Annotated in this window: 9 protein-coding genes; 8 read left to right on the top strand and 1 reads right to left on the bottom strand. The window is 37.5% G+C overall.

Features of this window, described 5'->3' with window-relative positions:
- Positions 1–3 precede the first annotated feature (3 nt).
- The 7 genes from J4O15_RS15860 (at position 4) to J4O15_RS02920 (ending at position 12,411) form a co-directional block, all read left to right on the top strand.
- Positions 4–4,872, top strand: a complete 4,869-nt coding sequence (locus J4O15_RS15860) for a hypothetical protein (protein WP_243761947.1) — start codon at positions 4–6, stop codon at positions 4,870–4,872.
- 247 nt (positions 4,873–5,119) lie between these two features.
- Complete coding sequence (locus J4O15_RS02945; protein WP_208099642.1) at positions 5,120–6,454, top strand: ABC transporter substrate-binding protein; 1,335 nt, start codon at positions 5,120–5,122, stop codon at positions 6,452–6,454.
- A gap of 6 nt (positions 6,455–6,460) precedes the next feature.
- Positions 6,461–7,354: a carbohydrate ABC transporter permease gene (locus tag J4O15_RS02940; RefSeq protein WP_008750303.1), complete on the top strand. Its 894-nt coding sequence runs from the start codon at positions 6,461–6,463 to the stop codon at positions 7,352–7,354.
- A 6-nt stretch (positions 7,355–7,360) separates the two neighbouring features.
- Entirely contained in the window at positions 7,361–8,200 is an 840-nt protein-coding gene (locus J4O15_RS02935; RefSeq protein WP_009220483.1) for a carbohydrate ABC transporter permease, read from the top strand.
- A 1-nt stretch (position 8,201) separates the two neighbouring features.
- A complete protein-coding gene (locus J4O15_RS02930) occupies positions 8,202–10,511 on the top strand; it encodes a discoidin domain-containing protein (RefSeq protein ID WP_208099641.1) in 2,310 nt (769 codons plus the stop codon).
- A 1-nt stretch (position 10,512) separates the two neighbouring features.
- Positions 10,513–11,856, top strand: a complete 1,344-nt coding sequence (locus J4O15_RS02925) for a glycosyltransferase family 4 protein (protein WP_208099640.1) — start codon at positions 10,513–10,515, stop codon at positions 11,854–11,856.
- Between the two features lie 48 nt (positions 11,857–11,904).
- Positions 11,905–12,411: a hypothetical protein gene (locus J4O15_RS02920; protein ID WP_208099639.1), complete on the top strand. Its 507-nt coding sequence runs from the start codon at positions 11,905–11,907 to the stop codon at positions 12,409–12,411.
- Positions 12,412–12,440: 29 nt separating this feature from the next.
- Here the strand turns inward: J4O15_RS02920 and J4O15_RS02915 are convergent, their stop codons facing one another.
- Entirely contained in the window at positions 12,441–13,445 is a 1,005-nt protein-coding gene (locus tag J4O15_RS02915) for a substrate-binding domain-containing protein (RefSeq protein WP_208099638.1), read from the bottom strand.
- A gap of 390 nt (positions 13,446–13,835) precedes the next feature.
- Between J4O15_RS02915 and J4O15_RS02910 the strand changes: the two genes are divergently transcribed.
- The gene (locus J4O15_RS02910; protein WP_009220489.1) at positions 13,836–15,044 is read left to right on the top strand and encodes a substrate-binding domain-containing protein; all 1,209 of its coding nucleotides are present in this window, start codon (positions 13,836–13,838) and stop codon (positions 15,042–15,044) included.
- Positions 15,045–15,119 lie beyond the last annotated feature (75 nt).

The following is a 15,119-nucleotide window of genomic DNA, read 5'->3' as shown; positions in this document are numbered from 1 at the left end:
GAAATGAAAAGAAAGACAATAAAAGCAAAGATAGCTGCTGCATTGTCTGCGAGTATGGTAGCCACCGTACTCGCACCGGCAATGCCGGCAATGGCGGCTACACCGGGACCGGATGCTAACGGATTTAAGATAGACTTTAGATCAAAGAATGAAGCTAAGGTACCTTTTGTCAAGGATTTGTTTATAGCCGGAGGTACAGCGGGAACGGAGATTACAGCTGACTATAAGGGTATGAAATATGAAGGTACAGATAAGGTATTATATCTTCCGTATTTTGATACAACAGGAGCCTTTGTGGAAGCTAACGCCCCTACCGCATCATTAGATGCTCCGGGAACTGAGGCAGCACAGAGTTGGGTAGGTCTTGGTCTTGACGGATATAAGATAACAGGCTATGTGGATGCTCCTGCAAACGGAAGAAATACAAAGGCGGTAAACCCTGCAAGATTCCCGATGACAGGTTTAACCTATTATGCAACATTGGGACCTGATCCGTCTAAGACATTTAATTATGAGGTAAAGCATAACTATGAAACAGGTACAACATATATACCGGGTATCAGTAACGGTGAGATAGAGGATAATGTTGCAAAGCCTGTATTGACACCTGTAACAAATGCAATACCGAAAAATGTCCCGGGATATAAGGTAAGTCGTGTAGTGGCAACAGTCGGAACTGAGACTCTTGGTACTTCACCGCTTCCATCACTTTCATCAAACCTTTATATTACATCTGATAAGCGTGTTTCAGGTGTAACTACAAATAAGCCTTTTAAGGCTGATTATTACTATGATAGAGATACATCCAAGAACTTTAATATCAGAGTATTTGATGCAAAGTATAGAAGTTCGGCAGATATAACGGCAGGAAATGCTCCTGAGACAAACCAGCAAAGATCAAGTGCAAATATATCAGCACCTGTTTTAACCGATGTGGCAAGCGGTACATATAATGTATCTGCAAACACAGGTATAATAGGTGATGGAAGCAGTGCCGATCAGACTATGTATATACTTGACAGTACAAACCCTGTAACTATCACATATGCAAAGGGAAAACCTGCTGCAACTGCAGGAACGGATATTTCAGGTGATACTATAGCAGTAGGTCAGTTTACAAGTGACGGAACAGGAACAGGAACAGGTAAGGTTATAAAGACAATCATACCTGCAGCCGATGTTGCAGGCGCTTACACCTCACTCACACCTGATGCTTCATCTACAACAGGTGGAGCACACCCAAGAAACACATTTAGACTTACAGGTAATATGCCGAACCAAAACGTAACCGTTACATATAATTATGTTCCAAACCCTGCATTTACAACCAATATAAGGGTAATGTATGTAGATCAGCTTGGAAATAATATAACAGATAAGGTGGTTACAGCATTAGGTATTGGAGCGGAGCCTTCAGGAGCGGGAGTTCCAAGAACATTCTATAAGGAAAATGTGGCAGCACCTACATATATCTATGCAAAGGCTAATACTCTTCAAACAGGAGAGACAAGCTACAACCTTGATATACCTGCACCTGTACTTGATACATACGGCGGAAGCCCTGCTGTAACAGGTGTATCAAATCCGAAGATCACAGCGGATGATCCTACAAGCTGGAGCGGTTCATATACAACAGCACTTGACAATACATTCCAGGCAAGCTGGTCACAGTCAAGCCCTAAGTTTACTGTAAATACAACAGGACCACTTAGAAGCCAGATAGTATATGTAACATACGAGCAGGATCCGGGAAGCATCGCTTACCTTGCATACAGTGCAGGAACAGGCGGTGATTTAAAGACGGTAGTAGCGGGAAATACAGTTGATTGGGATCCTACAGCACCGGGTCAGTCTATACCGAATGTAACAAAGCAGAACATACAGCCTGACGGAAGTTATGATGTGGTAATTGATCCAAACAGTGCAACATCTCCTACCAAGATGCCTGATGCAGTACCAAACCAGGGATACTCAAGTGCAACATGGTATTATGGAACAACAGCGATAACATCATTCCCGACAACATTACATATACCTGCAGGAAGCAGCACAGTAGTATTGATGGCTAAGTTTGAAAAGAACCCTGCAAACTGGGTAACATATAACTTGGCGGCAGGAAACAACCATGCACAGTTATTACTTGGAACAAGTGAAGATGTTTTAAATATTGATGCATCAGGAAATCCAAGAGCGATAACCTTAGGAGATCTCCAGAGCGCAGCACTTGGAAGCGGTGTAATGGTAGATTCAGGATATACAATCAAGTGGTTTGATCAAAGCTGGAATGAGATTGATTACACAACAGATATAACAGCCCTTGCGGGACAGACATTGACAGCGCTTGGTGTAAGTATAACACCTGCAAGTGTATATCAGCCGACAGTAACAGGAGAACTTGATCCTACAACAGCAGCACCGATGCTTTCAATCGATCCGAGTTCACCGGCATCAATCGATCCGACACTTCAGTATATAGTTACAGATCCTTCAGGAAATGTAGTAAAGGTAGTATCAGGAAGCCGGTTATTATCAACAGGCGGACAGATAACAGATCCGGCATTTGCACCGGGAAATACATATAATGTATCGGTAGCACCTGCAACAGCAACAGGAATTGCAGTTGGAAGTCCAATTCCTTCAAGTGCGGGAGCGGGAGCACCGGGAACAGCACAGATACCTGTAGCATTAACCCCACAGGTAACAGAGGATAGTGCAAATCCGGGAAGAGCAGTGATTACAATAACTCCTACAACAGCAAATACAGACTATGCCTTGGTAGATCCTTCAGGAAATGAAGTGTATCCGTTTACAACCCCAAGTGCACCGGGAGCACCTGTAGTATTTGGTAATCTTGATCCAAACACAGTATATCGTGTAGTACCAAGAACAACAGGTACAAATGCAACACCGGCAAGCAGAATAGCAGATGGAGCTGCACTGCCTGTAGATACAGCAAACGGTGGACTTACAGTAACAGCATTTGATGTTACAGTGTATATTCCGGGAGGAATAGCGGGAGATCCTTCACCAATCAAGGTTAACGGAGTAATAAAGAGCTCATTAAATGATTTGAAGAATCTAAGAAGAGGAACTTTAGTAGAGATAATGGCTCAACCACTTGATATAAACGGAAACCTGTTTAAAGAGTGGCAGGCAATTACAGGAATTGGAAACTCAGATTTATCATTCCCTACAGGAGCGGGAAGCGGAAGAGTGGTATTTACAATGCCAAATCGTCCGGTAACAATCCAGCCTCTATATGATAACAATCAGAACTGGTCAACTCAGTACAATGACAACATAGGTTCAGGTAAGCAGATATCAGCAGGTTTCCCTGTAACAATAGCAGATACCGGAGATTTCCGTATCCTTATCGAAAAGGATAATGTACCTGCAGCAACACTGGATGCAGTGGTAGATCATCTTTCTGACAGCACCTTCAAAGGAATATTCCAGATGAAGATAGTTGTACAAAAGAAGGATAGTGCAGGAAACTGGCAGGATTATACAGATCCAAGCGGAAATCCGATACCGTTAAGTACAGATATCGTAACAGGCGCATTGATGGCAGTATCAAGAGAATACAGATTCTTTGAGGTAGGCTCAATAGCAACCCCATCAAGTGCAGGAGCTGTAACAATAAGTGACATTAATGTACCTGAGATTAAGGCATCAAATGCATCAAACTATCAGGGACAGTTCACACAGACACTTGAGAGTGGAAAGATGTATGTATTTGGATACACATCACTTATTAATGCTTACAAGGTAACAGTAAAAGATGCAAGAGATAATTCTATAGTAACAAAACTTACTATAGGAAGCACAAATACAGTTAATGACTATGCATCAATGTATGCAAGTGCAATACAGGCAGACTATATAGATAATGACGGTATTACATGGCATTATGAGGGATTAAGTAAGGAAAGAGCAAGATATGATGCTTATGATCCGACTCTCAGAGTGACAGCAGATGAGACTATCTATATCTATTACTCAAATGATAAGGAAGCACGCAGAAAAGCGGAGAGCGACTTAAAGGCAGGAATCCAGAATGCTATAAATCAGTTATCAAAGATAACAGATCCTGCAAAGAGAGCGGCACTGCAGGCAGCAATCGATGCTGCACAGGCAGTTGTTGATAAGATGAACAGAAAGTCATCTACAGCAGAGCTTATAGCTGCACTTGATGCATTAAATCAGGCAGTAAAAGATGCGGGCGGAAAAACATATGAACCTGACAACAACAAGGGCGGCGGCGGAAGCCGTGGCGGTCGTGGAGGCTCAGGTGGCGGAAGCTCAAGCGGCTCAGGTAAGAGAGTCAATTACGATACCAAGATCCTTACAGTAGGTCAGGACGGTAATTGGGAGCTTATAAATCCTGATGAAGCTGCAGGAAACCTTAATAAGAGTAAATGGAAATTTAACTTAAAGACCGGCGGTAATGCTAAGGGATGGGCTTATTTAAGCTATACATTCGAAGGCAAGACAAAGTCTGAGTGGTATCACTTCGGCGAAGACGGTGTAATGAATTCAGGATGGTTTGTAGAGAATGGCAGATGGTATTATCTGTCAATGGATCACAACGGATTCTACGGAGAAATGATCAGAGGATGGCATTTCGAGTCACAGGACAGCAAGTGGTATTATCTTAACCCAAGCAACGGTTCAATGCATACAGACTGGTTAAAGGATGGAAATGAGTTCTACTATTTGAACCCGACAGTACAGCAGCAGACTTGGTTCTATGATAATGAAACAGACAGATGGAATTTCGGTAATGTTAATTCAAGACCATATGGTTCAATGTATCAGAACGAAACAACACCTGACGGTTATACTGTAAATGAAAACGGAGCTTGGAGATAATCTATAAATTTAGATAATCTTTAGTTTCAAAAACAATGGGGAGGTGCTTAGGCACCTCCTTATTTAGTGCAAAAAGCATAGTTAAATTTAATATATTTTTAGTTATCACGATATTGAAAAATTGATAATAAATACTTATAATAGAGCTAAATAGTTTTAAAACAATAAAACTTAGCTCTATTTTTATGCATAAACTAGGAGTTCTTTGTAATTTATATGACATTATAAATGTATTTAGGGGGTATTTATGAAGATAGGTTTTTTAAAGGCTATATCAATAGCTACAGTAGCAGGTTTATTGTTAACTGCTTGTTCGGGAGCTTCACCGGATAGTAAAAGTCCTAAGAATAGCAGTGAGACAACATCAGAGTCAAATAAAGAGGCTGATAGCGGTGAAAATGTCACATTAAAGCTTTATGCGAATTATTCTGATGATCAGGAAAAGGATACTCTTGACCGGGCAATTGAGGCAATGAAGAAGGAAATGCCGAATGTAACCGTAGAGATTGAACCTGCATCACAGGATGACGGACAGAAGTTAAAGACTTATGCCGCATCAGGCAATCTACCTGATATTTTCAAGTCTGACGGAGTGGATATTGAGATATTAAATAAATCGGGTACTTTATTACAACTGGATGAATATGCTAAGGAGGCAGGGATTATAGACGATATAGCGGATGCATATAAGGATGCTTTGTATATGTCCGACGGTCATATATATGCTGTACCATGGCAGTCACCTTGGGTAAACTCTTTTTATGCCAATAAAAAGGTATTTGAGGAGAATGGTGTAAAGATTCCGGAAAACTATGATGAGTTTTTGACTGCTGTTAAGACCTTCAATGAAAAGGGAGTTTTGCCTTATGCACTATTTGGCAAGGAGAAACAGTGGTGTTTACATCTGTATGATATCATGGTTACCAGAAAAGCACCTGACGGCATAAAAGGACTTGATGAAAATACAGCCAAGGCAGGTGATGCAGATTATCTTGAGGCTGCAAATAAGCTTATCGAGCTTGTAAATGCAGGTATGCTTTCAAAAGATGTGTTTAATACAACTTATGATCAGGCAAAAGCACTTTTTACATCTGATAAATGTGCTATGTTTATGACAGGTACATGGGCACTTAACGGACTTGAGCAGGAGATGGGGGACAATCTTGTACTGATGTATTATCCTTTGGCGGCTGCAGGAAGTGAAGAAGAGGCAAGATGGAATATGAGCGGAGGCTACAGTCAGGGAGGCTTTTCGGTTCCGGAGTACAGCAAAAACAAAGAAATAGCGGCGAAGTATGCAGTACTTCTTTCAAGAAAGGTAAATGATGCCTTTGTAGCCCTTGAGGGCGGAACTTCCATATATAAGGATTCACCTAAGTCTGAGAAGGAACTTGGACCTGTGATGAGTCAGTATATTGAGGATACAAAAAACTTTAAATCCATGTCAAAGTTTGACTGGAATCTTTCAAATCAGGAGCTTAAGACAGTTATGGAAGATAAGGCACAGGAACTTTTGACAGGAACTATAACAGCAGAAGATTTTGCAAAGGAAATTGATGCGGCAATAGAAGAGACCAATTAGAGTTAAATGAAAAATATATTTAAAAATAAAATTGCCATATTTGTTTTTATTTTCCCCACACTTCTAATATATACAGTGGTGGTATTCTATCCGATTGTACAGACCTTGGTTAAGAGTCTGTACAATTGGGATGGAATAAATCTTGGTAAATTTGTGGGATTAAAGCATTATATAAAGCTGTTTACAAGGGATTCTACATTTAGAGTTTCCATTATAAACGGCATTATCTATCCTACAATTACAGTACTTTATCAGATAGGGCTCGGCACAGTTATAGCATTGGTGCTTTCGTCAAAAAAGATAAAGGGTTCAAGGATATTCAGATCAATATATTTTATACCGAGTACCTTATCTACGGTAATAGTGTGTAAGTTGTGGCTGGCTATGCTTGCAAGTGATCAGAGCAATGTAGGTCTTATAAACAGGATTTTTGGCTTATTAGGTATAAATTACTCACAGAACTGGCTTTCAAGCGGATTATCCGCAATTATAGTTATGGCATTTCTTACAGCATGGCAGGGTATTGGAAATACTATATTACTTATATATACGGCGATAAAGAGTATACCGCAGGCATATTATGAGGCGGCTATGCTTGACGGAGCTACAAGCTTTAAAGCGCATATACATATTACGATACCGCTTCTATCAGAGACATATAAGCTTCTTTTGATACTGATTATATCCGGAGGGCTCAGAGCATTTGATCATATGTATATAATGACGGGCGGAGGTCCGGGAAATGCCACTTCCACATTGACATATATGATGTATAAGAGCGCCTATATGAACGGAAATTTCGGATATGCCTGTGCGATAGCGGTGACTCTGGTTTTGGAATGTTTACTGTGCACATTGATTATAAACAGATTTGTGGCAAGAGAGAGAATAAATTTTTAATCTTATATGAAAAAGATATTTAATATAATAAAAACTGCAATAATATATATATTATTGATTTTATATGCGATTTTTGCCGCCTATCCGCTTGCCTGGATGGCATTTAATTCACTAAAAAACAATGAGGAGATTTTTTCAACAAATCCTTTCGGCTTCCCGAAAGTATTAAGATTTGGAAATTATGTGAAAGCCTGGCTGGAGTATGATGTAGTAAGATACTTTACCAACAGTATTATTGTAGCGGCTTTTGTTATCTTCTTTACGATATTTTTTGCGATGATGTTTGCTTATGCGATATCGAGAATGGATTTTAGAGGCAGCAAATTTATAAAAAATTATGTAAGTCTGGGTATGTTTATACCGGTACAGATAGTGCTTATACCCTTAGTAATACTTGTAAGGGATTTGCATGCAGGTGATACCTTGATTTCACTTATATTGCCCTATGTGGCATTTGAACTGCCCTTTATTATCACTATTTTTTACGGATATTTAAGAAGTATTCCTTTTGAGATGGAGGAGTCGGCAGCTATTGACGGGGCAAGTGTTTATACTACATTTTTTAAAATAATAGTACCTCTTATGAAACCTGTAATAGTTACCTGCGGTTTGTTTGTGTTGCTGTTTTCATGGAATGAATTTATTATTGCACTTGTTGTTATAGGAAAACAGTCGCTCAATACATTGCCTATCGGACTTGTAAAGTTTCAAGGGCAATTTTCTACGGACTGGGGCGCAATGGCTGCATCTTTGATGATTTCAAGTCTGCCAACATTGATACTATATGTGATATTTAGTAAGGAGATAGAAAAGGCAGTCAGTTATGGTGCCGGAATAAAGGGATGATATGAAGGATGATTTAAGTAAGGCAGGAGTAATAGGCTGGGATGGCGACAATGAGAGTGTAATTTGTTATTTAGAGGGTGACTTCTTTATAAGAGACGGCAGAAATATTCTTGTGGAGTTTGAAATAGGCAAAAAGGCAAAACATATTGAGTGGTACAATGAAGAAGGCTTTTTACCATGCCTTGTTACCGAGTTTGAATATGATGAATGTGATATCAAAATAAAGCATTTTGCAGATAAGATCTCTGTAAATAACAGAGATTATGTGGCAGTATACAGCAGGGTGGAAATAAAAAATAATTCTGATATTTTAAAGCATGTAGATATAGGAGCACCAAAGGAGCTTATTGCTTTGAATAATGTACCCAAAGTTGTTTTGCCAAATGAAAGTGCAGCTCATGATTTTGTGATAATATCGGACAGATTTGGAAATCTTTATGGATTGCCAAGTGATGATGAACTTATCGGTCTTGGAGGATTTGATACTCACTTCAACCATATGAGAGAGTATTGGCTTCATGAGCTTTCAAATATTGCGGATATTGAATTGCCGGATACAGAACTTATAGAGAGTTATAGGGCAAATTTTATTTATACTCAGATTATAAAAAATAAATATGATCTATATGTAGGTGCAAATGGGTATGAAGAGGTTTTTGATCATGATGCTATAGGGATTTTGGTGAATCTGTTTACTCAAGGATATTTTAAAGATGCCGGTATTTTACTTTCAAATCTGAAATCTCAGATTCAATATGATGATGCAAAGTTTAAAATTTCATGGCCGTTTGCGCTGTATTATTTAAAAACAGGTGATAAAGATATTTTACTTGAAAATTTTGATAAATTAAAATATTTTGCCCATGAGATAGAAAAGGATATTGATGAAAAAGGTATTATAAAACAGACTTGGGATATTGACAGGAACGGGTACTGGACTGTGGACAATTGGTCCGCACTTTTAGGGCTTTGTGCATATATGTATATAGCAAAGGTACTGGGTGAAGAAAATGAGTATGAGTTTGCAAAGAGCCTGTATGACGGATTACTTTTAAATGCCGACAGGACAATAAGTGAAACAGTAAAAAAATATAAGCTTAATTATATCCCCGCATCAATGACTGAGAGCAATGATAATAATATTTGCAAAAAACCCCGAAATACAAATTGGGCATCTATGTTCCTGTTTGGAAGATGGGCATGGGACGGCTATCTTTTTGATGCAAAACAGTATGGATATATGATTGATATGATTGATGCCACCTATGGTTATGGATTAAAAAGAGGAAGGGAAGCGGGATTATTTCCACATTCCTTTGGAGGCGGAAGCTTTTCAGACAGTATAGGCTCTTATAATGCAGGTCTTGCGGCTACAGGTCTTAGAGGAAAAAAATACCGATGTGAGGGGATATATGCATATCAGGCGATGTTAAGCTATGGGCAAAGCGGACCGTATAGTTTTTGGGAAAGTGCGGGAGAACCTGTAAAAGAAAAATGGAGGGGATATCATCCTGTAAGCGGTGACGGAAGTTGCCCGCATATGTGGGGGCAAAATCTGGCATCAAAGGTGCTTTTAGAAAGTCTTATCGCACAAAAATATGATAAAACCTTGTTGATAGGCAGAGGTATACCTGAGGAATGGCTTTATCCGGGGAAGAAAATAAGAGTGGATAATTTTCCGATACAGGATAACAAAAGATTCGGCTTTGAAATGGAGGCATTAAATAATAATATACTATGCTTTAAGTTTAGAGGTGAGCATGAAGGAATTATTATAGATATACCATGTTTTTTGGAAAATATTGATTATGTAAGTGAAGGTATAAAAGATAATGGCAGCGGCAGAATCATCTTAGATAAAAATACAACAGAGTTAAAGATAAGGCTTATCAGTATAAACTTTTCCAAAAATATTTTGTATAGGAAGGGCGTAAGGTCAAATATGAGACCTTCAGATGACGGTAACTTTTTGAACTGTACAAATGGAAGTTTAGATGATTTTACAATGTCCGATTCACCGGGTAATCATTATATTTTGGTGGATATAGGTAAGCCTGTGAAGGTCAATAGAATATGTGTATTTACAGATGATTATAAATATGCCAAAAAATTTAATATTGATTTTTCAGTAGACGGGAAGGAATATATTACTTATATCGAGGAAAATAAAAATAACGGAAAGCCGAAATCCTATATATTTGAAACTGCAATAATCAGATATATAAGATACACTCCCATGGAGAGTATAGGAGAGGATGAAAAGGGCGGACATAGATTAAGATCTATAGAATGTTATTATGATGAGGTGTAGTATGAGAATTGCTTTTTTACATAATGCACTCGGGAAAACGGACGGTGTTTCCCTGGAAGTGGACAAATGGAGAGATGTATTAAGAAGGCGGGGGCATGAAGTCTTTTATATTGCCGGTAATGAGAGAGATGATATTTTATGTATTCCGGAATTATCCTTTTATCATCCTCAGACAAAGAAGGAAATAGAAAATGCTACTGTAGCCTTGAGAGATTATAAGGATGGCAAAGAGCTTTTAGAGGATATAAATAAAAGTGCGGATATTATAAAAACTCAATTATTTAATATAATAAATAAGAATAAAATTGAGCTTATTATTCCGAATAATCTGATGAGTGTGGGATATCATATAGCCGCATTAAAGGCGATATACGAGATTATAGAAAAAACAGGTATAAAAACAATATGTCATAATCATGATTTTTATTTTGAGGACAGTGGAGAGGTTATTCAAACCTGTAAGGAAGTTGAGGATATGCTGGAAAAGATGGCACCTCCGGATTTGGCGAATGTTGAAAATCTTGTAATAAATAAGATAGCAAAAGCAGCCTTATTTAAAAAGAAAAATATATCGGCAAAAGTAGTGCCTAATGTGTTTGACTTTGATATGAAAGCCTGGAGCAGTGATGAGTATAACAGTGATTTTTTAGAGGATTTTAATATCGGAAAAAATGATCTTATATTTTTACAGGCTACCCGAGTAATGGACAGAAAGGGTATAGAGCTGGCAATTGATATTATAGGAGAGTTAAACAGGCATAAAGACAGGCTTATAGGTAAGCGGCTGTATAATGGCAAAATGTTTAATGAATCCGGCAGTATAATTTTACTCTGTGCAGGGATAGTGGAAAACTTCGGGATTTCATCAAAATATGTGGACAACTTAAAGAAAAGAGCTGTGGAAAACAAGGTGGATATACGCTTTATAGGTGAGAGAGTATCACATTCCGGGGCTATAAAAGATAATAAAAAGATATATTCACTTTGGGATGCCTATGTATATGCGGATTTTGTCACATATCCAAGCATTTGGGAGGGATTTGGCAATCAATTTATAGAGGCTGTTTTTGCAAAACTGCCTGTTATTGCCTTTGAGTATCCTGTATATAAATCTGATTTAAAGGAGAAAGGATTTGATATAGTAAGTCTTGGTGATAAATATATAAAGGATAATAACTTGATAAATATTGAAAATAAGGTGATAGAGGATGCTGCAGACAGGGTAATTGATATACTTACAGATAGCGGTAAGGCAAAAGAAATAATTCAAAAAAATTATGATATAGCAAGGGAAAACTATTCCTTTAAAACATTGGAAAATATAGTAAAGGAATTTGGATTATAATTTAAGGAAAATTTTATTAAAAACTATAAATAACTGAGAGGATTTGTCATGAGTAAAGCGGACATTAAAAGTATTGAACAAAAGCTGGAGCAATTATCTGCCTTTGACGGCATTGTACTTGCGGTTTGGGGAATGAAGCCAAATTATAATAAAGAAAAATTTGTTGTAAATTTTGATATGAGTATTGATCTTATTTTCGATTTGCTGTCATTTACAGAATATGATTTCGAAAAGGGAATCTATGATCCGGATGTAAGCGATATTTTTATTATAAATACTTTCTATGATTGTCTAATGAATTTTTCGGAAATGACAGTGGAGTATTTAGGTGAAAATGAAATAGATATATATGTACCGGTGGAAGATGCCTTTGCAAAACTTGAAATAAGAGATATAGAATATTCGAATATAGTTGTGGACAGCTATAAAAAGGTGGCTTCAAGCAGGGGTGAAAAACCTGTTAAGATAGGTATCTATAATTTTGATACAATGAAATATGAGAAATTTCCACAGGAATTTGTAGCAGACGATCCGAAGTTTTATTTTATGGGATAAATTTTATTATTACAGCAAAAAAGGCTTTTTTAAGCCTTTTTTGCTACACTGTCACGAACAATTAAGTTTCCGGTAATCAAGGTTTTTGCCGATTTGATTTTCCTGTCTTTTTTCATTTTTAAAAGTTTTTCTACAGCAAGTTTGCCGATTTGATTTCTTTGTACATGTACCGTAGTCAGTGCAGGAGATGATACCGCCGAATACGGTATATCGTCAAAACCTATTATAGATACATCTTTTGGTATCTTTATTCCCTTTTCCTTTAATGCCTTTATAGCTCCTAGTGCAAGTGTATCATTATCGGCAAAAAAGCAGTCAGGTAGGGTGGATATATTATCAAGTTGTATAAGCATATCATTATATGCACCTACCATGGTAGGAGAGATCATATAAGTATGTTCCTTTATATAGTTTAAATTCAGCCTTTCCACGCTTTCCATGAATCCTTTTTTCCTAAGTTGAAAATTTTCAGAATAAACATTTCCGCCTATATATCCGATACTCTGATGTCCACATTCTTTTAGATAGTTTATTGCAATATAAACATTTTCTTCATTGTTCATACAGACACTGTTGCAGGAGGTGTACGGGCATACATTGTCTACAACTACATATGGAATGAAAATGGAGGCAAACAGCGGGTATAAATCCGGAGTGAATTCCGTGCCTATCAGTATAATACCCTCATAGGGACTTAGATCCGTTTCCGCCAAAAACTTTTCAAATCCCTCTTTATATACTCTTAAAACCATATTCAGGTTTTCTTTTTGCAATCTGTTTTCAACAGCATCCAGTATTCCTGCTATAAATCCCTGATTTTCCTCTACAAAAACACCACTTCTATAATATTTAAGAACCAGTACATTTTTATTTTCTATAGGCTTTTTTCTTTGTTGAGGGCAGTAATTATATTCCTGCATTGCCATCAACACCTTTTCTCTTGTTTCTTCACTTACGCCTTTTTTTTCATTTATGACTATGGAAATTGTGGCAGGAGAAACATTTATCAGTTTTGATAACTCTCTAATTGTCATAGTATTCTCCTAAAATATTGTTCACTAAACAATAATTATTTTCACTAATCATAATACTATTTCAAAAATATATTGTCAAATGGGAACAGATAAAAATTCCTGCTTTGAACTGTTTAGAGAGTAATCAAAGGATTTAGTTTTAGTAAATATATACTATAAAAAATTTTATTTTTAGTTATAAAAAAATATTAACTGTTCTGAATTTAAGTTTATTAAACGATAAAATATTTTAAAAATCAGGTAATATACTATATGCACAAAAATAATTCTAAAATATGTACAATAGGTAGAAATGACCGGACTGTATTGACTTTTGCAAACAATAATATTATTGTTTATATAAACGATAGTTCTTGATTTGTTAAAAATTTAGTAAACAAAGGAGGATGTATGAGAAAATTCAAGAAATTAGTTAGTGCGTTGTTAATTGGTGCAATGGTCAGTGCTCCACTAATCGGATGTGGTGGAGGAGCAACAAAGAGTGCTGATAATGCCGGTTCCACTGTAGCGGACAGTAAGACTGCAGACAGTAAGGCTGATGACAGTAAACCTACAGATGCAAGCAATCCTGTAGCAGGCAAGAAAGTGGCTTATATTATGATTATGCCTTCGGCTACTATTTTCCAGATGTGGAAGGATTCCTGCAAGAAGCTTTGTGATGAGCTGGGTGTACAGTTTGATTTCTTCTTCTGTGACGGAGATTTCAATAAGTGGCAGGATACTATCAGAACTTGTGCTTCTGCAGGTTATGACGGACTTATCGTAAGTCATGGAAATCAGGACGGTTCCTATGTATTTTTAAAGGGAATTTTAGATGAGTATAAGGATCTGAAGATTGTTACATTCGATACACAGTTCTATGCGGACGGCGAGTATAAAAAGCTTGAGGGTGTTACACAGATGTTCCAGCAGGATAAGTCTTTGGTTACAGTTCTCCTTGATGAAATGGTAGCAAAGTACGGCGAGGGCGTAAGACTTATTAAGGTATGGAGAGGTCCAAACTATAACAGTCCGTTTGACAGAAGAGAAGAGGGATGGAAGGAATACGAAAAGGCGGGAAAGATTGTAACTGTAGGTGAGGTACAGCCTTTACAGGATTCTGTAGACTCAGCCAATACAGTAACTGCAGCTTATCTTCAGAGTATTAAGAGAGAAGATGTGGACGGAGTTATCGCTTACTATGATATGTATGGTCAGGGTGTATATAATGCACTTATAGAAAATGATAATATGAACGGTAAGAACGGTGATGCACTTCCTATGGCATCTGTAGATATAGATCCTGTAGATATCACAAATATGCAGACAAGACCTGATGTATGGACAGCGGCAGGAACAACAGACTGGACATTAAACGGTGAAATAGCTATGAGACTTCTTTTACTTGAGATGGCAGGAGAGTATGATAAGATTTATGATCCTGCAACAGGTGAAATGGGAGTTGATGTGGTAGAAGTGCCGGGTACAGCTATTAAGGCTTCCGATTTAAAGGCTGATTCAAATGTGGAGAATCTTGGAAATGTAGCAGGAGAGACCTATGGTAATTTGAATTACTTATCCGAAGCGGATTGGATGCCGAAGGATTTATTACATAAATAATTAAGAAGTATAAGTGAAAATAAGCCCATAAAGTGAGATATTATAAAATATCTTTATCGGCTTAGAGATTAAGAA

The sequence above is a fragment of the Lachnoanaerobaculum sp. Marseille-Q4761 genome, assembly GCF_017565785.1.
Classification (GTDB): domain Bacteria; phylum Bacillota; class Clostridia; order Lachnospirales; family Lachnospiraceae; genus Lachnoanaerobaculum.
This window is presented reverse-complemented; position numbering and strand designations above follow the sequence as displayed.